Source organism: Enterobacter sp. 3U4 (assembly GCF_057224565.1).
Genome location: NZ_CP136665.1, coordinates 3149604 through 3173285, shown reverse-complemented (window position 1 = coordinate 3173285; position 23682 = coordinate 3149604). Strand labels below are relative to the sequence as shown.

Below are 23682 nucleotides of genomic sequence, written 5' to 3'. Positions count from 1 at the left end.
AGGTAAAAGAATAATGGCTATCGAAATCAATGTACCGGACATCGGGGCTGATGAAGTTGAAATCACCGAGATCCTGGTCAAAGTGGGCGACAAAGTTGAAGCTGAACAGTCGCTGATCACCGTAGAAGGCGACAAAGCCTCTATGGAAGTCCCGTCTCCTCAGGCTGGCATCGTTAAAGAGATCAAAGTCTCTGTTGGCGATAAAACCGAGACTGGCAAACTGATCATGATTTTCGATTCCGCCGACGGTGCAGCAGCTGCTGCACCTGCGCAGGAAGAGAAGAAAGCCGCTCCGGCCGCCGCTGCTCCAGCAGCTGCCGCAGCAGCAAAAGAAGTGAACGTGCCTGACATCGGCGGTGATGAAGTTGAAGTCACTGAGATCCTGGTGAAAGTGGGCGATACCGTTGCGGCCGAGCAGTCACTGATCACCGTAGAAGGCGACAAAGCCTCTATGGAAGTGCCAGCACCGTTTGCGGGTACTGTTAAAGAGATCAAGATCAACACCGGTGACAAAGTGTCTACTGGCTCCCTGATCATGGTCTTCGAAGTGGCGGGTGCAGAAGGCGCTGCCGCGCCTGCACAGGCCGCTGCTCCGGCTCCAGCCGCAGCACCAGCCGCTGCTGGCGGCGCGAAAGACGTTAACGTACCGGACATCGGCGGTGACGAAGTTGAAGTCACCGAAGTGATGGTGAAAGTGGGCGACAAAGTTGCCGCTGAACAGTCACTGATCACCGTTGAAGGCGACAAGGCTTCTATGGAAGTGCCAGCGCCATTCGCGGGTACTGTTAAAGAGATCAAAATCAGCACCGGCGACAAAGTGTCTACCGGCTCTCTGATCATGGTCTTCGAAGTGGAAGGCGCTGCGCCTGCCGCAGCTCCGGCTGCCGCGGCTGCTCCAGCACCGGCTGCTGCACCGGCTCAGGCTGCTAAACCAGCCGCTGCCCCTGCTGCTAAAGCAGAAGGTAAATCTGAGTTCGCTGAAAACGATGCTTACGTCCACGCTACCCCGCTGATTCGTCGCCTGGCGCGCGAATTCGGTGTGAACCTGGCGAAAGTGAAAGGAACCGGCCGTAAGGGTCGTATCCTGCGCGAAGACGTTCAGACCTACGTGAAAGACGCGGTGAAACGCGCCGAAGCTGCACCTGCTGCAGCCGCTGGCGGCGGTATCCCGGGCATGCTGCCATGGCCGAAAGTGGACTTCAGCAAGTTCGGCGAAATCGAAGAAGTTGAGCTGGGTCGTATCCAGAAAATCTCTGGTGCGAACCTGAGCCGTAACTGGGTGATGATCCCGCACGTTACGCACTTCGACAAAACCGATATCACCGATCTGGAAGCGTTCCGTAAACAGCAGAACGCCGAAGCTGAGAAGCGCAAACTGGACGTGAAATTCACCCCAGTGGTCTTCATCATGAAAGCGGTTGCTGCGGCTCTGGAACAGATGCCACGCTTCAACAGCTCCCTGTCCGAAGACGGTCAGAAGCTGACGCTGAAGAAATACATCAACATCGGTGTTGCGGTTGATACGCCAAATGGTCTGGTTGTTCCAGTATTCAAAGACGTGAACAAGAAGAGCATCACTGAGCTGTCCCGTGAACTGACCGTGATCTCCAAGAAAGCGCGTGATGGTAAGCTGACTGCCGGCGAAATGCAGGGCGGCTGCTTCACCATCTCCAGCATCGGCGGCCTGGGTACCACCCACTTCGCACCGATTGTGAACGCGCCGGAAGTGGCTATCCTCGGTGTGTCCAAGTCCGCGATGGAGCCGGTGTGGAATGGCAAAGAGTTCGTACCGCGTCTGATGATGCCAATCTCTCTGTCCTTCGACCACCGCGTGATCGACGGTGCTGATGGTGCGCGCTTCATCACCATCATCAACAACACCCTGAGCGACATTCGCCGCCTGGTGATGTAATCGAAAAGCCGGCCAGTCGGCCGGCTTTTTTCTGATAATCTCATGGGGTTTGTGAGGTTATTGGCGAAAGCGACAATTCGTGAGCCGTTTGTTGTTTCAAAATTGTTAACAATTTTGTAAACTGCGGGCGGATAGAACGACCCGGTGGACGACGGGTATAAATTAAGAGGTCATGATGAGCACAGAAATCAAAACTCAGGTCGTAGTACTTGGGGCAGGCCCGGCAGGTTACTCCGCAGCATTCCGCGCCGCGGATTTAGGTCTGGAAACCGTCATCGTAGAGCGTTACAGCACCCTCGGCGGTGTTTGTCTGAACGTCGGCTGTATCCCTTCTAAAGCGCTGCTGCACGTAGCGAAAGTTATCGAAGAAGCCAAAGCGCTGGCTGAACACGGTATCGTCTTCGGCGAGCCGAAAACCGACATCGACAAAATTCGTACCTGGAAAGAGAAAGTTATCACTCAGCTGACCGGCGGTCTGGCGGGTATGGCCAAAGGCCGTAAAGTGAAAGTGGTAAACGGTCTGGGTAAATTCACCGGTGCGAACACCCTGGAAGTGGAAGGCGAAAACGGCAAAACCGTGATCAACTTCGACAACGCGATCATCGCGGCAGGCTCTCGCCCAATCGAACTGCCATTCATTCCACATGAAGATCCACGCGTGTGGGATTCCACCGATGCGCTGGAGCTGAAAACCGTTCCTAAGCGTCTGCTGGTTATGGGCGGCGGTATCATCGGTCTGGAAATGGGTACCGTGTACCATGCGCTGGGTTCAGAGATCGACGTGGTTGAAATGTTCGACCAGGTTATCCCGGCTGCCGACAAAGACATCGTTAAGGTCTTCACCAAACGCATCAGCAAGAAATTCAACCTGATGCTGGAAACCAAAGTGACTGCCGTTGAAGCGAAAGAAGACGGTATTTACGTTTCCATGGAAGGCAAAAAAGCCCCATCCGAACCACAGCGTTACGACGCCGTGCTGGTGGCTATCGGTCGTGTACCGAACGGTAAAAACCTCGACGCTGGCAAAGCTGGCGTGGAAGTGGACGACCGTGGCTTCATCCGCGTTGACAAACAGCTGCGCACCAACGTGCCGCACATCTTTGCTATCGGCGATATCGTCGGTCAGCCAATGCTGGCGCACAAAGGCGTTCATGAAGGTCACGTTGCCGCTGAAGTTATCGCCGGCATGAAGCACTACTTCGATCCGAAAGTGATCCCATCTATCGCGTACACCGAGCCAGAAGTGGCGTGGGTAGGTCTGACCGAGAAAGAAGCGAAAGAGAAAGGCATCAGCTACGAAACCGCCACCTTCCCGTGGGCTGCTTCTGGCCGTGCTATCGCATCCGACTGCGCAGACGGTATGACCAAACTGATCTTCGACAAAGAGACTCACCGTGTGATCGGTGGTGCGATTGTCGGTACCAACGGCGGCGAGCTGCTGGGTGAAATCGGTCTGGCGATCGAAATGGGCTGTGACGCTGAAGACATCGCGCTGACCATCCACGCACACCCGACTCTGCACGAGTCCGTGGGCCTGGCGGCAGAAGTGTTTGAAGGCAGCATCACTGACCTGCCAAACGCGAAAGCGAAGAAGAAATAAGTTTCTTCAGATGAAAAAAGCGGCCAATGGCCGCTTTTTTTATGCGCTGCGTTCAGGGGGCCACAGGCTGCCAGGTTTTATCAGGGCTATAGGCGGCTAGCGCCCGGGCTTTCTGCTCTGAATCGCTGCCGAGATCGGACTGGTACACCTTGTCGTCCTGGTTTATCACAAAGCTCATGACGCCCGTCTGACCATAGCTGACCGGCCAGGCCACCATCGCGAAACCGTTATTATCCGGCAGGATCCGGAAGCGATAGCCGTGATAGCCGGTACCCGGCTCTTTTGGGCTAAATGCCGGTCCGAGCGGACTGGGCGCTTCGCCGGGTGAGGCGGGCCAGTACAAACCGTCTTTCTTCCCTTCCGAGCTGACAATCTTCTGCGCGTATTTCTGGTTCATCGCAAAATAGCTTTGCTGCGCATCAACATAGGCGTGTAAGGCTTCAATGGCGGCAAGTTCGTTACGCCCGATTTCGCGGGTCAGGATCTCTTCCGCCCCTTCTTTGATATCGAATTGCCAGCCGGCGGCGGTTTTGATCACCGGGATGGGAAGCTGCCAGCTGTTATCGCCGACAACAAGATGCGCCGTATCCCCTTCGACAACGGTGTTATGACGGATTTTCCAGTCGCGCAGGAAACGATCGACGGCATCAGGATCAACGCCTTCAGGGGGCAGAAAGTCGCGCCAGTTCTCTCCGAGCAGGTTGCTCATCGCGCGCTCATTATGCTCACTAATGGCTTTGGTCAGCGCATCGGTCGCCTGATCGGGCGTGCTGAAGGACTGCTGCGCCATCGCCGAGGCCGAAAGCATGAACAACACCATTCCACTGAGTAGTTTACTTTTCATGTCGGTTCCCTTAGCGATGTCGAATTTCACGGCGTTCAGCGCGTCCACCAGACGCCTGACGCGGCTGCTGCTGGCGAGCCGCAAGCTGCCTGCTTTGCGCACCGCGCTGCTGCTGCGCCTGCCAGTTCGCCGAGCGGCTGTCGTTGCCGCTCAGCGCATTGGCCCGGGGCTGGCTGTTTCGCTGCTGGAGAGAGCGCTGCTGTGCGGGCTGTGAAACCCGTTTCTCTTGCCTCTGCGCGGTGGTCTGCCGATTTTCACGCTGCTGCGTGGTGGAGCGCTTCGTCGTCTGCGGTTTGGTGTCGTAGCCACGGTAATTATTGCGCTGGGAAATCTGCTTCAGCTGTTCACTTGAGGCCTGACGCTGCACATCTTTCGTGCCGGGACGTGCCGTTTGGGGGAAGGTTTTACCCGTGGACTTTTCCATCTGGCTCAGGGCAGCCTGACGCTGGCTGTCCCGGTTAACCGGTTTTTGCTGCGTTGAGCTTAGCCCGGTAGCCGTGCTGGTGGAGTGGAAACGGTTGTTGAGCTGGTTAGTCGGATAGGGCACGCCTTCACGATAGGCCGGGTTATGCTGCCAGGTACGGTTGGCGTCCGTCAGACGCTGTCCGCTGATTTTATTGAAGTTCTCAACGTTGATATTGATATTGTTGTCACCGTTGCGGTTATAGCCGCCATGATTATCCCAGTCGCCGTCATGATGGTGGTCCCAGTCATCGTCGTCATCCCAGTCGATGTTGCTGAAAATGGCATAGGTTGTGGCGACACCCAGGCTGAAGCCTAAGCCGTTGACGAAGCTGTTGCCAAACTGCTCCCCGGGTGTAGGCGGGAGGTAGGTGGGCGGATAGGCGGTGTTGGGCCAGGTCCCGTAAACCGTATTGGGGTTATAGGTGGGGACGTACACAACCTGCGGATCGGCAGATTCAATTTTGATTACCGTTGGCGCGGGCGCAGACGTAGTTGTGGTTGTCGTCGTTGCCTCGGTGGTGCTGGTTTTGGCTGGTGCCGGTTTTGTCACGGTAGTGACCGTCTGCTGAGGCGTGGATTGTAAAGCGCCTGTCTTCTGTGCCAGCGCGCGCAGGCGTTGAACGGAATCCATTACGTCCTTCGGCTGCGCGAGAAACGCATCGCCCAGATTTTGTACCCACGGCGGGTTTTCACCCATCAGGGACATGAGCTGAGGAAACGCGACCAGCGATTTTACGCTGGGATCCCAGGGCTGGCTGGCAACGGCCTGAATGGCGGCGTCCCCTTCCATTTTAGGGTTGTCTTTTGACCACTGCGCCGCCTGGATCACGTTGGCCGGGTAAGTCGAGGCCATCAGGATTTGCGACAGCAGGGCATCCGGGTAGAGCGCGATGGGGGCAACCCACTGATCGATTTGCGCGGCAGTATAGGTTGGTGCGGCGACAGGGGCGGGCGTTGCTGCTACCGGTGCTGCCGGTGCCGCTGGTTGTTGTGCGACGGGGGCCGGCGCAACGGGTTCCGTTGCACGACTTTTGACAAACATGACGCCTGAGGCGGCAAGCAGCCCGGCACTGCACAGAAGGACGAGCAGATGTGGCTTAAAGGGCAACTTCATAAAATGACTCCAACGAGACAAGCGCTGTGCCGTGAGGCGTTACGGTTGGCGTGAGTATTATTCACCCGTCTTTTACTGTTTTGACTTTTATTGGGAAGCGTCCGGTACGTCCGGATAAAGATTGTGAGTATTTATTACACAATTATATGCGATGCGGGAAAAACCGAAGGGAATTCAGAAGGCCGCTCTTACGAGCGGCCAGCAGCTAGTTGCCGAGGTTGACGACAAACAGCACCGTGATGTCGGATATGTTCCAGCCACCGTGCAGCGCGGTTAGCAGTAAACCGGTCACAACGATCAGCGCAGTGATTCGCATCTCCATTGCGTGCGTTCCTGTAAAGGCTACGCGGGTTCATTCTTCACCGGGAAAGGCAGAACCAGGCAAGTTGGGATTGCCGCGTAGGTTACGGAACTGCTCCCGGGCCCGGTGACTGGTTGCTACACCAGCGAAGCAGGCCGAGAGGAAGAGTAATCGCCTCAGTAGTCATTCTGAAGGCGAAAAATGAAGTGAAACGAATTTTCATTCGAAACAGGAAGGCGCTACGCAAAATTGACATAATGGCTTGCAAGCCAGCGGGGCGTGATGCAAAATTCATTGCGTTGGGGTTGCCGCAAATCTGCCAACACGGTGTGCTACCATCGCAAGGCAACAAATAAACCGCTATCAGGCGGTTTTTTTGTACCCAAAATTCGTCTTGTCTCCCCGCTACACCATGCTTAACGATTCAGCAAATTTTTTAATGTTGCTTTTTTGTAAACGGATTAACACTGTGCAGAAATCCTGCTATGCTGCCCGACGCGGTATCGGGCATTTACCCTACAAACTGCTGTCTCACAGGAGCGTGAAGAGAACGCCCGCCGCATATGACAATGAGAGCGAGGAGAACCGTCGTGCTAGAAGAATACCGTAAGCACGTAGCAGAACGTGCCGCCGAGGGAATTGTACCCAAACCTTTAGATGCAACCCAAATGGCCGCGCTCGTCGAGCTGCTGAAGAACCCGCCTAAGGGCGAAGAAGAATTCCTGTTAGATCTGCTGATCAACCGCGTACCGCCTGGCGTAGATGAAGCTGCCTACGTAAAAGCCGGATTCCTTGCTGCTATCGCCAAAGGCGAAGCCACCTCCCCACTGGTTACTCCTGAAAAAGCCATTGAACTGCTCGGCACCATGCAGGGTGGTTACAACATACATCCGCTGATTGACGCGCTGGATAACGACAAGCTGGCACCGATTGCCGCTAAAGCGCTCTCTTCCACGCTGCTGATGTTCGATAACTTCTACGACGTAGAAGAAAAAGCCAAAGCAGGCAACGTCTATGCGAAGCAGGTGATGCAGTCCTGGGCTGATGCCGAATGGTTCCTGAACCGTCCTGCGCTGGCTGAAAAAATCACCGTTACCGTCTTTAAAGTGACCGGTGAAACCAACACCGATGACCTCTCTCCGGCACCGGACGCGTGGTCTCGCCCGGATATTCCTCTGCACGCCCTGGCAATGCTGAAAAACGCCCGTGAAGGCATTGAGCCGGATCAGCCTGGCAGCGTTGGCCCGATCAAACAGATCGAAGCCCTGCAGAAAAAAGGGTTCCCGCTGGCCTACGTGGGTGACGTTGTGGGTACCGGTTCTTCCCGTAAGTCCGCCACCAACTCCGTGCTGTGGTTCATGGGTGACGACATCCCGCATGTGCCGAACAAACGCGGCGGCGGCCTGTGCCTCGGCGGTAAAATTGCACCGATCTTCTTCAACACCATGGAAGATGCGGGCGCACTGCCGATCGAAGTGGATGTTTCTAACCTGAACATGGGCGACGTGATTGACGTTTACCCGTACAAAGGTGAAGTGCGTAACCACGAAACCAACGAGCTGCTGGCGAGCTTTGAGCTGAAAACCGACGTGCTGATCGACGAAGTGCGCGCCGGTGGCCGTATTCCGCTGATCATCGGCCGTGGCCTGACCACCAAAGCGCGTGAAGCGCTGGGTCTGCCGCACAGTGATGTATTCCGTCAGGCGAAAGACGTGGCGGAAAGCAATCGCGGTTACTCTCTGGCACAGAAAATGGTCGGTCGCGCCTGTGGCGTCGCCGGTGTTCGCCCGGGCGCATACTGCGAGCCGAAGATGACCTCCGTAGGTTCTCAGGACACCACTGGCCCAATGACCCGTGACGAACTGAAAGACCTGGCGTGCCTGGGCTTCTCTTCTGACCTGGTGATGCAGTCCTTCTGCCACACTGCGGCCTATCCGAAGCCGGTTGACGTGACCACGCACCACACGCTGCCAGACTTCATCATGAACCGCGGCGGCGTTTCCCTGCGTCCGGGCGACGGCGTAATCCACTCCTGGCTGAACCGCATGCTGCTGCCGGATACCGTGGGTACCGGCGGTGACTCCCATACCCGTTTCCCAATCGGTATCTCCTTCCCGGCGGGTTCCGGTCTGGTGGCGTTTGCTGCTGCGACCGGCGTAATGCCTCTGGATATGCCGGAATCGGTGCTGGTGCGCTTCAAAGGTAAAATGCAGCCGGGTATCACCCTGCGCGACCTGGTTCACGCGATCCCGCTGTATGCGATTAAACAGGGCCTGCTGACCGTTGAGAAGAAAGGCAAGAAAAACATCTTCTCTGGCCGTATCCTGGAAATTGAAGGTCTGCCGGATCTGAAAGTGGAGCAGGCGTTCGAGCTGACCGATGCCTCCGCCGAGCGTTCAGCTGCGGGCTGTACCATCAAGCTGAACAAAGAGCCGATTGTTGAGTATCTGAACTCGAACATCGTGCTGCTGAAGTGGATGATTGCAGAAGGCTACGGCGACCGTCGTACGCTGGAGCGTCGTATCCAGGGCATGGAAAAATGGCTGGCCGATCCGCAGCTGCTGGAAGCCGATGCTGACGCAGAGTACGCGGCGGTGATCGACATCGATCTGGCGGATATCAAAGAGCCAATCCTGTGTGCACCGAACGATCCGGACGACGCGCGTCCGCTGTCTGAGGTTCAGGGCGAGAAGATCGACGAAGTGTTCATCGGATCCTGTATGACCAACATCGGTCACTTCCGTGCTGCCGGTAAGCTGCTGGATACCCACAAAGGCCAGCTGCCAACCCGTCTGTGGGTGGCGCCGCCAACCCGTATGGACGCGGCTCAGCTGACCGAAGAGGGTTACTACAGCGTGTTTGGTAAGAGCGGGGCGCGTATTGAAATTCCTGGCTGTTCCCTGTGTATGGGCAACCAGGCGCGCGTCGCCGACGGTGCGACGGTGGTTTCTACATCGACCCGTAACTTCCCGAACCGTTTAGGTACCGGTGCGAACGTCTTCCTGGCTTCTGCTGAGCTGGCGGCGGTTGCGGCGCTGATTGGCAAACTGCCAACGCCGGAAGAGTACCAGACCTTCGTGGCTCAGGTTGATAAGACCGCGGTGGATACCTATCGCTATCTGAACTTCGACCAGCTCTCTCAGTACACCGAGAAGGCCGACGGGGTTATCTTCCAGACGGCAGTATAAACAGCAAAACCGTCTCCACGAGACGGTTTTTAGTGTTTGCACCCTCTCCGTGGGAGAGGAACGGGGTGAGGGCATCAGGCCGCAGGGTCTTGCTCTCACCTTTTTATTTTCATTCCTCCCACCTCTCACGCTTTTTTTCTTCCTCTCTGCTGCGATAATTACCCTAATGGCTTTGCAGAGGAAAACACTATGGATTACGAATTTCTGCGCGACATCACCGGAGTGGTGAAAGTGCGTATGTCGATGGGCCACGAAGCCGTTGGACACTGGTTTAACGAAGAGGTGAAAGAAAATCTCGCCCTTCTTGATGAGGTTGAACAGGCGGCAAATACGGTGAAAGGCAGTGAACGATCCTGGCAGCGCGCCGGGCATGAATATACGCTGTGGATGGATGGTGAAGAGGTCATGGTGCGTGCCAACCAGCTCGAGTTTTCAGGTGACGAGATGGAAGAGGGGATGAGCTACTATGACGAAGAAAGCCTGTCGCTGTGCGGCGTAGAGGATTTCCTTCAGGTGGTAAATGCCTACCGCGACTTCATGAAACAGAAATAACAGACCGGAGCATCCCTGCTCCGGTTTACTTTTACACGGTCGGAATATTGCGGCCGTAGTAGATCTCGCGCATCTCTTTCCAGAGCAGGTCGGTAATCGCCTTACGCTCTTCTTCGCTCAAATCTTCCGGCTTAGTGTGGAACATATAGTGCTTAAGGTCGAACTCCTTAAGTAACATCTTGGTATGGAAGATGTTTTCCTGGTACACGTTCACGTCCATCATGTCGTACAGCGACTTCATGTCCTCGGACATAAAGTTCTGGATAGAGTTGATCTCGTGGTCGATAAAGTGCTTCATGCCGTTGATATCACGGGTAAAACCACGCACGCGATAATCAATGGTGACGATGTCCGATTCCAGCTGGTGAATTAAATAGTTCAGCGCGTTCAGCGGGGAAATCACGCCGCAGGTCGACACTTCGATATCGGCGCGGAACGTACACAGCCCACCTTCCGGGTGACTCTCCGGGTAGGTATGGACGCAGATATGGCTTTTATCAAGGTGGGCAACAACCACTTCCGGCAGCGGGCCCGGATGTTCAGTTTTGTCGATAAGCTTCGGGTCGACCGGCTCTTCGCTGACCAGAATGGTCACGCTGGCGCCCTGGGGTTCATAATCCTGTCGGGCGATGTTCAGGATGTTGGCGCCGATAATGGAACAGGTTTCTGACAGGATCTCGGTCAGACGGTTGGCGTTGTAGAGTTCGTCGATATAGGCGATGTAACCATCGCGTTCTTCCGCTGTTTTGGCATAGCAGATATCGTAAATACAAAAACTCAGGCTTTTCGTCAGGTTGTTAAAGCCATGCAGTTTAAGCTTTTTCAATTAGCTCACCCCCTTAGTGGATAATGCGTCTTGCAGGTACTGCGGCAGAGCAAACGCTGCGGTGTGAATAGCCGGATTGTAGTATCGGCACTGAAGACCGGCCTGATGGAAGCGGGCCTGAATAATTTCGGTGGAGAGATGACGTAAGACGTCGTTATCCGTCGCCCAGGCAAAGGTCATGATCCCGCCGTAGTAGGTTGGAATTGCCGCCTGATAGAAGCTGACATCCTCGAAATAGGTGCTCAGCTTACGGTGGCTATCCAGCGCTTCATCCTGCTGCAGGAAGCAGACGCCATTCTGTGCGACGAAGATCCCGCCCGGGTTCAGGCAGCGCTTGCAGCCTTCGTAGAACGAGGAGGTAAACAGCGACGCGCCGGGGCCGATAGGATCGGTGCAGTCGGAGATGATCACGTCAAAGGTCTGTGAGGTCTGATTAACGAAGTTAACCCCGTCGTCAATCACCAGGCTAAAGCGCGGATCGTCATAGCTGCCGGCATTGTGGTTGGGCAGGTACTGGCGGCAGAAAGAGACGACCCCCGCATCGATTTCCACCATAGTGATGGTTTCAATGGAACGATGGCGGGAAACTTCACGCAGCATTGCGCCGTCGCCACCGCCGATAATCAGGACATGCTTTGCGTGCCCGTGCGCCAGCAGCGGGACGTGGGTCATCATCTCATGATAGATAAACTCATCTCGCTCGGTCGTTTGCACTACGCCGTCCAGCGCCATGACGCGGCCAAAGGCGGCATTCTCGAAGATGATCAAATCCTGGTGATCGGTTTTCTCATGATAGAGCACGTTATCAACGGCAAAGTACTGACCAAACTGGTCATGCAGTGTTTCATGCCACAACGTGTGGTCGGCCATAGCGAACTCCTCCTGTGTAAACATCCATTACGCTCACAAAAAATGAGCGAAACATGATAGCTAACTCTAACCGCGGTTGCACGGCCAGAGGTTCAACAGGGGGCGTCGGGAAGGTTATTTGACGTAGGCGAGCAGGCTGAGCGAGTCGCGAGCCAGCGCTTTGCATTTTTTAGAAGTGGGAATGCCAATACCGCTTAGGTCACGGTAGCTGTCTTCGCCGAGCGCCTTCATGTCGAAGCTGTCGTAGTTGCTGAGATCCCACTGGTTCTGCTGGGCAAAAAAGACCAGAGCGCGGCGAATTTGCCCGTTGGGTAAATTCTGGTAGCCACAATCATTTTTCAGGAATACAAAAACCGCCGTTAAATCGGCCATATCTTCCGCTTCATTTTCACTTAGCGCATAGCTGTTCGCACACATTGCCATCAGGCTACCGAACAAAATTGTCCTGAAAAACGTCTTCATTGCTTCTACCACTTCTTCACGGAAAATTAACGTTAGCATACTTGATGCCAGTGCGACGATCTTTATTATTGCCGCTTTACTTGACCTTCCGGTAAGGGGAGGGTTTATGCTCAAAAGATCGCCTGCTGGAAATAAGGAAATGAACATGCAACGTCGTGATTTTTTAAAATATTCCGTGGCGCTGGGTGCTGCCAGCGCATTGCCCCTCTGGAGCCGCGCTGCTTTCGCGGCTGACAGGCCTGCCTTACCCATCCCTGACTTGCTGACCGCGGATGCCCGTAGCCGTATCAAGCTTGTTGTTCAGTCCGGCAGCACGCTTTTCGGAGCGCACAACGCGACAACCTGGGGCTATAACGGCAATTTGCTCGGCCCGGCGCTGCAGCTGCGCAAAGGGAAGGCGGTGACGGTGGATATCCACAATACGCTTGCTGAAGAGACGACGCTGCACTGGCACGGACTGGAAGTGCCGGGCGAGGTTGACGGCGGGCCGCAGGGCATTATCAAAGCGGGCGGCTCGCGCAGCGTCACCTTTACGCCCGACCAGCGCGCGGCGACCTGCTGGTTCCATCCGCATCAGCATGGCAAAACGGGCCATCAGGTGGCGATGGGGCTGGCGGGACTGGTGCTGATTGAAGACGACGAAAGCCGCCTGCTGCGCCTGCCGAAACAGTGGGGCATCGACGATGTGCCGGTGATTGTGCAGGACAAAAGATTTACCGCTGAGGGGCAAATTGACTACCAGCTGGACGTGATGAGCGCGGCGGTAGGCTGGTTTGGCGACACGCTGCTGACCAACGGCGCTATTTACCCTCAGCACGCCGCGCCGAAGGGCTGGCTGCGCCTGCGCCTGCTCAACGGCTGTAACGCGCGCTCGCTCAATTTCGCCACCAGCGATAAGCGTCCGCTGTACGTGGTCGCCAGCGACGGCGGCCTGCTGCCGGAGCCGGTGAAGGTGAGCGAGCTGCCGATGCTCATGGGCGAACGCTTTGAGGTGCTGGTGGATATCAGCGACGGCAAGCCGTTTGATCTCGTGACCCTGCCGGTGAGCCAGATGGGGATGGCGGTCGCACCGTTTGACAAGCCGCATCCGGTGTTGCGTATCCAGCCGTTGCTGGTGACCGCTTCCGGCACGCTGCCTGATACGTTAACCACGCTGCCAGCCCTCCCGTCGCTTGAGGGGCTTACGCAGCGCAAGCTGCAGCTCTCCATGAACCCGATGCTCGATATGATGGGGATGCAGGCGCTGATGGCGAAATATGGCGATAAGGCGATGGTGGGGATGCACCACGGGCAAATGATGGGCCATATGAACATGGACCACGGCAAAATGGGCGGAATGGGGAACATGAATCACGGCGACCACGGCTTTGATTTCCACAACGCCAATATGATCAACGGTAAAGCGTTCGACATGAACACGCCGATGTTTGCAGCGACTAAGGGCCAGTTTGAGCGCTGGGTGATTTCAGGCGAAGGGGACATGATGCTGCATCCGTTCCATATCCACGGCACCCAGTTCCGCATTCTTTCTGAGAACGGTAAGGCGCCGGACGCGCATCGCGCGGGCTGGAAGGATACGGTGAAGGTGGAAGGCGGCGTTAGCGAGGTGCTGGTGAAGTTTGACCACGATGCGCCGAAGGAGTTTGCCTATATGGCGCACTGCCACCTGCTGGAGCATGAAGATACGGGGATGATGCTCGGGTTCACTGTTTAAAACAGTGCGGCCTGATGCCCTCACCCTGACCCTCTCCCACAGGGAGAGGGAACAAACACAAAAACGGCAACCGAAGTTGCCGTTTTGCATCTTTCCGTAGGCCGGGTAAGGCGTAGCCGCCACCCGGCTTTTCAGTTACTTATTTTCATCCGGCAGTGCATACGCGACAATATAGTCGCCCATCTTCGTGCCAAACGAACCGTGACCGCCCGCGGAAATGACAACGTACTGCTTGCCATTCACTTCATAGGTCATCGGCGTGGCTTGTCCACCCGCTGGCAGTCGGCCTTGCCACAGTTTTTCACCGTTGGTCATGTTGTACGCGCGCAGGTAGTTATCTGCGGTTGCCGCGATGAACAGCACGTTACCGGCGGTTGAAATTGGGCCACCCAGCATTGGCATACCCATATTGAACGGCACCGGAACCGGCATCGGGAACGGCATGCTGTCCTGTGGCGTACCAATACGTTTTTTCCACACGATCTGGTTAGTTTTCAGGTCCAGACCAGAGATGTAACCCCAGGCAGGCTGTTTACACGGCAGACCAAACGGCGACAGGAACGGGTTCAGCGTTACGCCAAACGGCACGCCGTACTGCGGCTGAATGCCGGCTTCGGTACCGCTGCCTTTCGCGTCTTTCGGCTGTTCCATTGGGTTGCCCGGACCGCGTGGGATCAGACGGGAAACGAACGGCAGCGCCATTGGGTTGGCGATCGCCACCTGACGGTTAGGGTCAACGGAGATCCCGCCCCACTCGAACATCCCCAGGTTACCCGGGAAGACCAGCGTGCCCTGCTCAGACGGCGGCGTGAAGATGCCTTCATAGCGCAGCTGGTGGAACATCACGCGGCACACCAGCTGGTCAAACATCGTGGCGCCCCACATGTCTGCCCCGCTGAGGTCTTTCTTCGGACGGAAGCTCAGGTCAGAGAACGGCTGGGTTTTGCTGACGTAATCGCCTTTCGCCGCGCCCTGCGGAACCGGTTTTTCCGGTGCAGGTACAACCAGCTTGCCGTTGCTGCGATCCAGCACGAAGATGTTGCCGGTTTTCGCCGGGGCGTAAATCACCGGAACGGTTTTGCCATCAACGGTAATGTCCGCCAGCGTCGGCTGGGACGGCATATCCATATCCCACAGATCGTGGTGAACGGTCTGGTAGCTCCATGCCAGCTTGCCGGTGGTCGCGTTCAGCGCCACGATAGCACTCGCATAACGCTCCTGCTCCGGCGTGCGGTTACCGCCCCAGATATCTGGCGTGGTTACACCCATTGGCAGGTAGACCAGGTCCAGCTTCGCGTCATACGCGGCTGGTGCCCAGGAGTTTGGCGAGTTAAAGGTAAAGGTGTGTTCATCCGACGGGATCGCGTTTGGATCTTTCGCGCCCGGGTCGAAGGCCCACAGCAGCTTACCGGTATTCACGTCGAAACCGCGGATAACGCCGGAGGTTTCACGCGTGGAGAAGTTATCCGTTACCGAACCGGCAATCACGATCGTTTTATCGGTGATGATTGGCGGCGAGGTTGGCTCATACAGACCCGGCGTGGTGTCCGGCATGTTGGTCTGCAGGTTCAGGATACCTTTGTTGGCAAAGGTTTCGCACAGCTTACCCGTTTCGGCATTTATGGCGAACAGACGGCCATCGTTGACCGGCAGCATGATGCGGCGAGGACAGTCGGCAACCACTTCCGGGCTCGCATTATCGGCGCGCGCTTCGTGGTAAGAGACGCCACGGCAGGTCACGTGCTGGAAGGACGGGTTGGAATTCAGCTGCGGATCGAAGTGCCATTTCTCTTTACCGGTGGCCGCGTCGAGCGCGAACAGACGCTGGTGCGCCGTACACAGGTAGAGCATATTGCCGACTTTAATCGGCGTGACTTCGTTGGTCAGTTCACCCGGATCGTTCGGCATCTTCAGGTCGCCGGTACGAAATACCCAGGCTTCTTTCAGGTTCTTAACGTTATCCGAGTTGATCTGCTTCAGCGGAGAGTAGCGTTGACCTTCCTGGTTACGACCATATGCAGGCCAGTCACCGTCAGCCACCTGCGAGATAGCCGCAGCAGGCGTGGATTCCGCGTTCAGCGTACCGTTGATCTCCTGCGGGTCGTTAAAGCCGGCCCAGGTCAGAATACCGCCGGTAATCAGCAGGGCAACAACCAGGCCCGCCACCGCACCGCTGGAAGGCACAATCAGGCGTCGCCACACGAACGGCAGGATCAGCCAGATGCCAAAGAAGACCAGGATGTCGCTGCGCGGCGTCAGTGCCCAGAAGTCAAAGCCGACTTCCCAGACGCCCCAGATCATGGTGGCAAGAAGGAGTGCGGCATACAGCCACAGTGCAGATTGTTTTCTACGCAACAGCAGGACGGTTACGGCAACCATAACCAGACCTGCAATCGGGTAGTACCAGGAGCCGCCTAACGCGACCAGCCAGACGCCACCGATTAACAGATACAGCGCGCAGAAGGCTGCGAACGCTGCTGTTAATGTCACCAGTAGACGCGGCTGTTTAGAGTTTGTTTCAGCCATAGAAAGTGTACTCGTCAGTTTTTGTTAATAATTTGCTAGCAACTAATTATAGGTATTAACAAGTGTGATCGGAATCACAATATTTGCTTTTTATAACTCATACGCCAGGGTTATCCATTTGCTGATATAATGGCTGGCTTGCGTATCAGTGCTGGATATTAACTCATCCGTATTGAGAGATTTTCATTAAAATCATTTGGTTAGTAATATGAAACATACTGTTGAAGTGATGATCCCGGAAGCCGAGATCAAAGCGCGTATCGCCGAACTGGGTCGTCAAATCACCGAACATTACAAGGACAGCGGCAGCGAAATGGTGCTGGTCGGTCTGTTGCGCGGCTCTTTCATGTTCATGGCAGACCTGTGCCGTGAAGTGCATGTGCCCCATGAGGTCGATTTTATGACCGCTTCCAGCTACGGCAGCGGCATGTCCACCACCCGTGATGTGAAAATCCTGAAAGATCTGGATGAAGATATTCGTGGTAAAGATGTGTTGATCGTTGAGGACATTATTGACTCCGGCAACACGCTGTCAAAAGTTCGCGAGATCCTGAGCCTGCGTGAGCCAAAATCGCTGGCGATTTGCACCCTGCTGGATAAGCCTGACCGCCGTGAAGTGCAGGTGCCGGTAGAGTTTGTCGGTTTCTCTATCCCGGACGAGTTTGTAGTCGGTTACGGCATTGACTACGCGCAGCGTTATCGTCATCTGCCGTATGTTGGGAAAGTGGTATTGCTGGACGAGTAATTGCGGCCTGATGCCCTCACCCCGGCCCTCTCCCACAGGGAGAGGGAGAACATCCCCGGCTTTATTTATGGTTCACATGCTTAAGCTGAAGGTTGGCAATTCCCGAACGGTAACGCTGCTCCAGCGTTTCGCGGTTGGTGGCGGTCACTTCCAGATTGCGCAGCAGGCCATCGTGAATACCGTAGGCCCAGCCGTGGATAGAGACCTTCTGCCCGCGTTTCCACGCCGATTGCATGATCGTTGAGTGGCCCAGGTTATATACCTGCTCCATCACGTTGAGTTCACACAGGGTATCCATGCGACGCTCCTGCGGCATTTCGCCCAGCAGTGAGCTATGTTTGAACCAGATATCGCGGATGTGCAGGAGCCAGTTATCAATGAGCCCCAGCTCCGTGTTTTCAACCGCCGCCTGCACGCCGCCGCAGCCATAATGGCCGCAAATGATGATGTGCTCGACTTGCAGAACGTCCACGGCATACTGAACAACAGAAAGACAGTTGAGATCGGTGTGAATCACGAGATTGGCGACATTGCGGTGAACAAACAGTTCGCCGGGTTCAAGGCCGGTCAGGCGCTCCGCCGGTACGCGGCTGTCGGAACATCCAATCCAGAGAAAGCGAGGGTTCTGAGCCTGCGCGAGTTTTCCAAAAAATCCGGGGTCTTCCTCCACCAGCATTTTTGACCATAGTGCATTGTTGCTGATGAGTGTATCTATGTTGTTCATGGAGGTTAGCGACCTGTAACCGAGTTATTGCGTTGCGCTACTATAGGGTAACCCGACTTTTAATGAAACCACACAACGTGTGTCAGAACTGAAGGTAAGTTAATTTCATGGCAATTGCACTGGAGCTTGAGCAGCTTAAAAAAACCTATTCGGGTGGCGTTCAGGCGCTACGCGGAATAGATCTTAAAGTAGAGGCCGGCGATTTTTACGCGCTTCTGGGGCCGAACGGGGCGGGGAAATCGACCACCATTGGGATTATCAGTTCGCTGGTCAACAAAACGTCCGGCCGGGTGAGCGTCTTTGGTTACGACCTGCAAAAAGATGTGGTGAACGCCAAGCGTCAGCTGGGTCTTGTGCCGCAGGAATTCAACTTCAACCCGTTCGAGACGGTGCAGCAGATCGTTGTTAACCAGGCGGGTTATTACGGCGTTGAGCGTAAAGAGGCCCTGGAGCGGAGCGAAAAATACCTCAAGCAGCTCGACCTGTGGGAAAAGCGTAACGAACGTGCGCGCATGTTATCCGGCGGGATGAAGCGCCGTCTGATGATTGCCCGCGCGCTGATGCACGAGCCAAAGCTGCTGATCCTCGATGAGCCGACTGCGGGTGTCGATATCGAACTTCGTCGTTCCATGTGGGGCTTCCTGAAAGATCTCAACGACAAAGGCACTACCATTATTCTGACCACCCACTACCTGGAAGAGGCTGAAATGCTGTGCCGCAACATCGGCATCATTCAGCACGGCGAGCTGGTGGAAAACACCTCGATGAAGAATTTGCTCTCCAAGCTGAAATCAGAAACCTTCATTCTCGATCTGGCGGCGAAAAGCGCGCTGCCAAAACTTGAAGGTTACAACTATCGTCTGGTGGATACCTCGACGCTGGAAGTGGAAGTGCTGCGCGAGCAGGGGATTAACAGCGTGTTCTCGCAGCTGAGCGCGCAGGGGATTCAGGTTTTAAGTATGCGTAACAAAGCGAACCGACTGGAAGAGCTGTTTGTCTCTCTGGTTCATGAGAAACAAGGAGACAAGGCATGACGCATCTTTACTGGGTCGCGCTGAAAAGCATCTGGGCGAAAGAGATTAACCGCTTTATGCGCATCTGGGTGCAAACCCTGGTGCCGCCGGTCATCACGATGACGCTCTATTTCATCATCTTCGGTAACCTGATTGGTTCCCGGATTGGTGAGATGCACGGCTTTACCTATATGCAGTTTATCGTGCCGGGCCTGATTATGATGGCGGTGATCACCAACGCCTATGCCAACGTGGCGTCATCGTTCTTCAGCGCCAAGTTCCAGCGCAATATTGAAGAGCTGCTGGTCGCTCCGGTGCCGACGCACGTCATTATCGCGGGCTATGTCGGCGGCGGCGTGGCGCGCGGGCTGTGCGTCGGGATTCTGGTCACGGCGATTTCGCTGTTCTTCGTGCCGTTCCAGGTCCACTCGTGGCTGTTTGTCGCGCTGACGCTGCTCCTGACGGCGATCCTGTTCTCGCTGGCCGGTCTGCTGAACGCCGTGTTCGCCAAAACGTTTGACGACATCAGCCTGATCCCGACCTTCGTGCTGACGCCGCTGACCTATCTCGGCGGGGTGTTCTACTCCCTGACGCTGCTGCCACCGTTCTGGCAGGCGCTGTCGCACCTGAACCCGATTGTCTACATGATCAGCGGCTTCCGCTTTGGCTTCCTCGGCATCACCGATGTGCCGCTGTTTACCACGGTGGCGGTGCTGGTGGTGTTTATCATCGCCTTCTACCTGCTGTGCTGGTCGCTGATCCAGCGCGGACGCGGTCTGCGCAGCTAATCTTTTGCCCGGCGACGTTCTGTTTGCCGGGCACTTTTCTTTGACAGTTATCACCGAAAGCTAACCTTCACTCCGCTAAACTACTTGCCTGCTAAGGAGAGAGTTATGCTGGGATGGGTTATCACCTGCCACGATGAACAGGCGCAGGAAATGCTGGATAAGCTTGAAGCCAGATTTGGCCCGCTGGCGCAATGCCGGGCGGTAAACTACTGGCGCGGGTTGAGCACCAACATGCTGAGCCGCATGATGTGCGATGCCCTGCATGAAACGGACAGCGGTGATGGCGTGATTTTTCTTACCGATAAATCGGGCGCGGCGCCTTATCGCGCAGCCGCTTTGCTGAGCCATAAGCACGCGTGCTGTGAAGTGATCTCGGGTATTAACCTCTCCCTGCTGGCGTTAATGTATCCGCAGCGTGGATCCTTAAGCAGCGCTGAGTTTCGCCAGGCCATCGTGGCGCAGGGCGTTCCGGGCGTCAGCAGCTTGTGGCATCAGCAGCAAAAAAATCCTCCTTTCGTCCTGCTCCACGATTTGTATAAGAATTAAACGTTGGTATTGATGTCTCATTTGTTACAATAGCGGCAGTTTTCCGCACTGAATAAGACACCATGCTACCGCGCATTCTTTTCTTGCTGTTGATGCTCATTTCCGGCGTCAGCTCGGCTAGTTTACTCAGCCAGCAAACGCTGCCTGCCCAGTACATGCAAACCACCGAAGACGCGGCGATCTGGGCGCAGGTGGGGAACAGCGTGATCAACGTCGGTAACGTGCGCGCCGGACAGATCCTGGCCGTTGTGCCTGCGGCGGCGGACTACTATGAATTTCGCTTCGGTTTTGGCACGGGTTTTATCGATAAAGGGCACCTGGAGCCGGTTCAGGGGAAACAGCGCGTCGAGGACAGCCTCGGGGATCTCAATAAGCCCCTGAGCAATCAGAACCTCATTACCTGGAAAGACACGCCGGTGTATAACGCGCCGTCGAGCGGTAGCGCGCCGTTTGGCACCTTAAGCGCCAATCTGCGCTATCCCATACTGAACAAACTGAAAGACCGTCTGAATCAGACCTGGTTCCAGATCCGCATCGGCAATCGTCTGGCGTGGATCAGCAGCCTGGATGCGCAGGAAGATAACGGACTTCCGGTTCTGACCTACCATCATATTTTGCGTGATGAAGAAAACACGCGTTTTCGACATACGTCCACAACGACCAGCGTACGTGCGTTTAACAACCAGATGGCCTGGTTACGCGATCAAGGCTATACCACCCTGACGATGTACCAGCTGGAAGGGTACGTGCGTAACAAAATGAACCTGCCTGCAAAATCGGTGGTGATTACCTTTGACGATGGCCTGAAATCGGTCAGCCGCTATGCCTATCCTGTGCTGAAAGAGTACGGCTTCAAGGCTACCGCGTTTATTATCTCTTCGCGCATAAAAGGCCATCCGCAGAAGTGGGATCCGAAATCGCTGCAGTTTATGAGCGTGCAGGAGATTAAGGGGATCCAGGATGTGTTTGATATTCAGTCTCATACCCACTTCCTGCACCGTGTGGATGGTAATAAGCATCCGATTTTACTGAGCCGCACCTATCACGTGATTTTGTTTGATTTTGAACGCTCGCGTCGCGCGCTGGCGCAGTTTAATCCACGCGTGCTCTATCTTTCCTATCCGTTCGGCGGCTACGACAATAAAGCGATAAAGGCGGCGAATGATGCCGGTTTCCATCTGGCGGTGACGACGGTGAAAGGGAAGGTGAAGCCGGGGGATAATCCGTTCTTGCTGAAACGCCTGTACATCTTAAGAACGGATTCTCTGGAGACAATGTCGCGGCTGATCAGCAATCAGCCGCAGGGATAGTGCTTATGCAACCTGAACCGGAATCGCCTTCGCGGTACGTTTCATGTCGTTGTCGCCTTCAAAGTAGGCGACTTTCGGCTGCCAGCGGCGTGCTTCTTCATCAGACATCATCACGAAGCTGGCGATAATCACAATATCGCCCACGTCCGCGCAGTGCGCTGCCGCGCCGTTAACGGAGATGATTTTAGACCCACGCTCGGCGGCGATGGCGTAGGTTGAGAAACGTTTGCCGTTGTTAACGTTCCAGATATCAATCGCTTCGTTTTCAAGGATGCCCGCAGCATCAAGGAAATCCTGGTCGATGGCGCAGGAACCTTCATAGTGCAGGTCGGCCTGGGTGACTTTCACACGGTGAAGCTTGCCTTGCAGCATTTTGCGAATCATTACGTTTACCTTTCATCTTCCGGGTAGAAAAATCTACGCCAGTTCAACCACTTTGTTGTCGATTAGGCGGGCTTGACCAAGCCATGCCGCCACCAGAATGACCGCACGTTTGCTGGTCTGCGTAAGCTCCAGAAGCGTGTCGGCATCGCGAATTTGAATATCATCAGCGCGGAAGCCTTTATCGTTCAGCGCCTGCTCAGCCAGAGCAATAATCTCTTCGGCAGTTAACTCTTTCGCCAGCAGCTGTTCTGCCATGGCGTTCATGACCTTGCTTAAGCCCGGCGCGATTTTACGCTGGTCGGCGGTCAGGTAGCCATTGCGCGAGCTGAGCGCCAGACCGTCTTTAGCGCGTACAATCGGTACGCCGACAATCTCGATATCGTAACCCATATCCGCAACCATCTTGCGGATCAGCGCCAGCTGCTGGAAATCTTTCTCACCGAAGCACGCAACGTCCGGCTGCACGAGGTTGAACAGCTTGCTGACGATGGTCGATACGCCGCGGAAATGACCCGGGCGGCTTGCGCCTTCCAGCATGGTGGAAATGCCCGGTACGTCAACGTAAGTGGCCTCATCGGTTCCCTGTGGATAGACATCCGCAGGTGCCGGAGAGAAGACGATATCCGCATGACGTTTTTTGAGCTTCTCGCAATCTTCCTGCAGGGTGCGCGGGTAGCGTGCCAGATCGTCGGCGCGGTCAAACTGCATGGGGTTAACGAAGATACTGACCACCACGATATCTGCACGGGCTCTTGCTTCGTCAACCAGCTTCATATGACCGTCATGCAGGTTGCCCATGGTCGGGACCAGTGCGATACGTTTACCTTCCTGACGCGCACGACGGATGTGCTGGCGCAGCAGCGGCAGGGTTTCAATGATTAGCACAACGAGACTCCTTAATGGAAACTGTGTTCTTCACCCGGGTAAACACCGGATTCAACGTCGGCAATATACTGCCTGACCGCAGCGCGCATGTCGCCCGCTTCGGTGAGGAAATTTTTGGCAAACTTCGGAATATGTCCGCCGGTGATGCCAAAGGCGTCGTGCATCACCAGAATCTGACCGTCGGTCACGTTGCCTGCGCCAATACCAATCACCGGAATCGACAGTGCCTCAGTAATACGCTTTGCCAGCTCAACCGGCACGCACTCCAGCACCAGCAGCTGTGCGCCTGCGGCTTCCAGCGCCAGGGCATCATCAACCAGCGTCTGGGCGGCGTCACCGCGGCCCTGCACTTTATATCCACCAAAGATGTTGACGGACTGCGGCGTCAGGCCCAAATGGCCGCACACCGGCACGGCGCGCTCGGTGAGCATCTTCACCGTATCCACCAGCCAGGCACCGCCTTCAATTTTGACCATGTTCGCGCCAGCTCTCATGACCGCTGCAGCGTTTTCGAATGCCTGCTCCGGCGTGGCGTAGGCCATAAACGGCAGATCGGAAAGCAGCAGACAGGCTGGAGCGCCGCGGCGTACCGCACGCGTGTGGTAAGCGATATCCTCAACCGTGACCGGCAGGGTGGAATCATGTCCTTGTACCGTCATCCCTAACGAATCTCCGACCAGCATGACGTTGATACCCTCTTCGGCAAAGAGTTTGGCGAAGCTGTAGTCATACGCGGTGATGGTGGCGAAGCGTTTTTTTTCCTGTTTGCATTTCTGCAGTAAGGAGATGGTGGTTGGTTTCATACTGTTTCCTGATAGCCCAAAAGCGAATCTTTGCGCATTCTAACAGTAACATTCGAGGGAACAATGATTTTAGGTAACCGATTAGCCACAATTATTTTGAGGCTAATAGG

20 protein-coding genes are annotated in these 23682 nt (G+C 55.5%); 10 read left to right on the top strand and 10 right to left on the bottom strand.

Annotation, left to right across the window (positions count from 1 at the left end; translation table 11 throughout):
- Positions 1 to 13: 13 nt before the first annotated feature.
- Together aceF and lpdA are read left to right on the top strand one after the other, a co-directional pair.
- A complete protein-coding gene (gene aceF, locus RVY89_RS15235) occupies positions 14 to 1912 on the top strand; it encodes a pyruvate dehydrogenase complex dihydrolipoyllysine-residue acetyltransferase (protein ID WP_484825777.1) in 1899 nt (632 codons plus the stop codon).
- Between the two features lie 175 nt (positions 1913 to 2087).
- Positions 2088 to 3512, top strand: a complete 1425-nt coding sequence (gene lpdA / locus RVY89_RS15230) for a dihydrolipoyl dehydrogenase (protein WP_003856313.1) — start codon at positions 2088 to 2090, stop codon at positions 3510 to 3512.
- 52 nt (positions 3513 to 3564) lie between these two features.
- On the opposite strand, the gene RVY89_RS15225 is transcribed toward lpdA, so the two are convergent.
- Complete coding sequence (locus RVY89_RS15225) at positions 3565 to 4356, bottom strand: DUF2950 family protein (protein ID WP_484825776.1); 792 nt, start codon at positions 4354 to 4356, stop codon at positions 3565 to 3567.
- A 10-nt stretch (positions 4357 to 4366) separates the two neighbouring features.
- On the bottom strand, positions 4367 to 5935 hold the full coding sequence (locus RVY89_RS15220) for a DUF3300 domain-containing protein (RefSeq protein WP_484825775.1): 1569 nt from the start codon (positions 5933 to 5935) through the stop codon (positions 4367 to 4369).
- An 891-nt stretch (positions 5936 to 6826) separates the two neighbouring features.
- Between RVY89_RS15220 and acnB the strand changes: the two genes are divergently transcribed.
- Both acnB and yacL read left to right on the top strand, forming a co-directional pair.
- A complete protein-coding gene (gene acnB / locus RVY89_RS15215; RefSeq protein ID WP_484825774.1) occupies positions 6827 to 9424 on the top strand; it encodes a bifunctional aconitate hydratase 2/2-methylisocitrate dehydratase in 2598 nt (865 codons plus the stop codon).
- A gap of 189 nt (positions 9425 to 9613) precedes the next feature.
- Entirely contained in the window at positions 9614 to 9976 is a 363-nt protein-coding gene (yacL, locus tag RVY89_RS15210) for a protein YacL (protein ID WP_223562445.1), read from the top strand.
- Between the two features lie 31 nt (positions 9977 to 10007).
- Here the strand turns inward: yacL and speD are convergent, their stop codons facing one another.
- The 3 genes from speD to RVY89_RS15195 all read right to left on the bottom strand — a co-directional run bounded on the left by speD (position 10008) and on the right by RVY89_RS15195 (position 12134).
- Complete coding sequence (gene speD, locus RVY89_RS15205) at positions 10008 to 10802, bottom strand: adenosylmethionine decarboxylase (RefSeq protein WP_059347173.1); 795 nt, start codon at positions 10800 to 10802, stop codon at positions 10008 to 10010.
- On the bottom strand, positions 10803 to 11672 hold the full coding sequence (gene speE, locus RVY89_RS15200; protein WP_039265690.1) for a polyamine aminopropyltransferase: 870 nt from the start codon (positions 11670 to 11672) through the stop codon (positions 10803 to 10805).
- A 114-nt stretch (positions 11673 to 11786) separates the two neighbouring features.
- On the bottom strand, positions 11787 to 12134 hold the full coding sequence (locus RVY89_RS15195; protein WP_045327862.1) for a YacC family pilotin-like protein: 348 nt from the start codon (positions 12132 to 12134) through the stop codon (positions 11787 to 11789).
- A 145-nt stretch (positions 12135 to 12279) separates the two neighbouring features.
- Between RVY89_RS15195 and cueO the strand changes: the two genes are divergently transcribed.
- Positions 12280 to 13848 carry a multicopper oxidase CueO gene (gene cueO / locus RVY89_RS15190; RefSeq protein ID WP_484825773.1) on the top strand — a complete coding sequence of 523 codons (1569 nt, stop codon included), beginning with the start codon at positions 12280 to 12282 and terminating at the stop codon, positions 13846 to 13848.
- Between the two features lie 135 nt (positions 13849 to 13983).
- Here cueO and RVY89_RS15185 read toward each other — a convergent pair whose 3' ends face one another.
- Positions 13984 to 16374, bottom strand: coding sequence for a glucose/quinate/shikimate family membrane-bound PQQ-dependent dehydrogenase (locus tag RVY89_RS15185; protein ID WP_484825772.1), 2391 nt, complete (start codon positions 16372 to 16374; stop codon positions 13984 to 13986).
- 208 nt (positions 16375 to 16582) lie between these two features.
- Between RVY89_RS15185 and hpt the strand changes: the two genes are divergently transcribed.
- Positions 16583 to 17119: a hypoxanthine phosphoribosyltransferase gene (gene hpt, locus RVY89_RS15180; RefSeq protein WP_008501948.1), complete on the top strand. Its 537-nt coding sequence runs from the start codon at positions 16583 to 16585 to the stop codon at positions 17117 to 17119.
- Positions 17120 to 17180: 61 nt separating this feature from the next.
- On the opposite strand, the gene can is transcribed toward hpt, so the two are convergent.
- Entirely contained in the window at positions 17181 to 17843 is a 663-nt protein-coding gene (gene can / locus RVY89_RS15175) for a carbonate dehydratase (protein WP_008501947.1), read from the bottom strand.
- Positions 17844 to 17950: 107 nt separating this feature from the next.
- Here can and RVY89_RS15170 point away from each other — a divergent pair, with 107 nt between their 5' ends.
- The 4 genes from RVY89_RS15170 to RVY89_RS15155 all read left to right on the top strand — a co-directional run bounded on the left by RVY89_RS15170 (position 17951) and on the right by RVY89_RS15155 (position 21500).
- Positions 17951 to 18877 carry an ABC transporter ATP-binding protein gene (locus tag RVY89_RS15170; protein WP_484825771.1) on the top strand — a complete coding sequence of 309 codons (927 nt, stop codon included), beginning with the start codon at positions 17951 to 17953 and terminating at the stop codon, positions 18875 to 18877.
- The gene (locus RVY89_RS15165) at positions 18874 to 19644 is read left to right on the top strand and encodes an ABC transporter permease (RefSeq protein ID WP_023310428.1); all 771 of its coding nucleotides are present in this window, start codon (positions 18874 to 18876) and stop codon (positions 19642 to 19644) included. Before RVY89_RS15170 ends, RVY89_RS15165 begins: the two co-directional genes overlap by 4 nt.
- A 105-nt stretch (positions 19645 to 19749) precedes the next feature.
- The gene (locus RVY89_RS15160; RefSeq protein ID WP_484825770.1) at positions 19750 to 20190 is read left to right on the top strand and encodes a PTS sugar transporter subunit IIA; all 441 of its coding nucleotides are present in this window, start codon (positions 19750 to 19752) and stop codon (positions 20188 to 20190) included.
- Positions 20191 to 20252: 62 nt separating this feature from the next.
- Positions 20253 to 21500, top strand: a complete 1248-nt coding sequence (locus tag RVY89_RS15155; RefSeq protein WP_371899254.1) for a polysaccharide deacetylase family protein — start codon at positions 20253 to 20255, stop codon at positions 21498 to 21500.
- 3 nt (positions 21501 to 21503) lie between these two features.
- Here RVY89_RS15155 and panD read toward each other — a convergent pair whose 3' ends face one another.
- The 3 genes from panD to panB are packed head-to-tail and all read right to left on the bottom strand — an operon-like array spanning position 21504 to position 23572.
- Positions 21504 to 21884 (bottom strand): aspartate 1-decarboxylase, encoded by a 381-nt coding sequence (panD, locus tag RVY89_RS15150; RefSeq protein ID WP_006810068.1) that lies wholly within the window; start codon positions 21882 to 21884, stop codon positions 21504 to 21506.
- A gap of 33 nt (positions 21885 to 21917) precedes the next feature.
- Positions 21918 to 22769, bottom strand: coding sequence for a pantoate--beta-alanine ligase (gene panC, locus RVY89_RS15145; RefSeq protein ID WP_371899253.1), 852 nt, complete (start codon positions 22767 to 22769; stop codon positions 21918 to 21920).
- Positions 22770 to 22780: 11 nt separating this feature from the next.
- A complete protein-coding gene (panB, locus tag RVY89_RS15140; protein ID WP_484825769.1) occupies positions 22781 to 23572 on the bottom strand; it encodes a 3-methyl-2-oxobutanoate hydroxymethyltransferase in 792 nt (263 codons plus the stop codon).
- Positions 23573 to 23682: the final 110 nt, after the last annotated feature.

Excerpts from the sequence above, each read along its gene's own strand:
- RVY89_RS15165 (WP_023310428.1), top strand. The coding sequence starts at position 18,874 with ATGACGCATCTTTACTGGGTCGCGCTGAAAAGCATCTGGGCGAAAGAG.
- aceF (WP_484825777.1), top strand. The coding sequence starts at position 14 with ATGGCTATCGAAATCAATGTACCGGACATCGGGGCTGATGAAGTTGAA.
- lpdA (WP_003856313.1), top strand. The coding sequence starts at position 2,088 with ATGAGCACAGAAATCAAAACTCAGGTCGTAGTACTTGGGGCAGGCCCG.
- hpt (WP_008501948.1), top strand. The coding sequence starts at position 16,583 with ATGAAACATACTGTTGAAGTGATGATCCCGGAAGCCGAGATCAAAGCG.
- yacL (WP_223562445.1), top strand. The coding sequence starts at position 9,614 with ATGGATTACGAATTTCTGCGCGACATCACCGGAGTGGTGAAAGTGCGT.
- RVY89_RS15220 (WP_484825775.1), bottom strand. The coding sequence starts at position 5,935 with ATGAAGTTGCCCTTTAAGCCACATCTGCTCGTCCTTCTGTGCAGTGCC.
- RVY89_RS15170 (WP_484825771.1), top strand. The coding sequence starts at position 17,951 with ATGGCAATTGCACTGGAGCTTGAGCAGCTTAAAAAAACCTATTCGGGT.
- RVY89_RS15185 (WP_484825772.1), bottom strand. The coding sequence starts at position 16,374 with ATGGCTGAAACAAACTCTAAACAGCCGCGTCTACTGGTGACATTAACA.
- RVY89_RS15225 (WP_484825776.1), bottom strand. The coding sequence starts at position 4,356 with ATGAAAAGTAAACTACTCAGTGGAATGGTGTTGTTCATGCTTTCGGCC.
- RVY89_RS15195 (WP_045327862.1), bottom strand. The coding sequence starts at position 12,134 with ATGAAGACGTTTTTCAGGACAATTTTGTTCGGTAGCCTGATGGCAATG.
- RVY89_RS15160 (WP_484825770.1), top strand. The coding sequence starts at position 19,750 with ATGCTGGGATGGGTTATCACCTGCCACGATGAACAGGCGCAGGAAATG.
- panD (WP_006810068.1), bottom strand. The coding sequence starts at position 21,884 with ATGATTCGCAAAATGCTGCAAGGCAAGCTTCACCGTGTGAAAGTCACC.
- RVY89_RS15155 (WP_371899254.1), top strand. The coding sequence starts at position 20,253 with ATGCTACCGCGCATTCTTTTCTTGCTGTTGATGCTCATTTCCGGCGTC.
- cueO (WP_484825773.1), top strand. The coding sequence starts at position 12,280 with ATGCAACGTCGTGATTTTTTAAAATATTCCGTGGCGCTGGGTGCTGCC.
- speE (WP_039265690.1), bottom strand. The coding sequence starts at position 11,672 with ATGGCCGACCACACGTTGTGGCATGAAACACTGCATGACCAGTTTGGT.
- panB (WP_484825769.1), bottom strand. The coding sequence starts at position 23,572 with ATGAAACCAACCACCATCTCCTTACTGCAGAAATGCAAACAGGAAAAA.
- can (WP_008501947.1), bottom strand. The coding sequence starts at position 17,843 with ATGAACAACATAGATACACTCATCAGCAACAATGCACTATGGTCAAAA.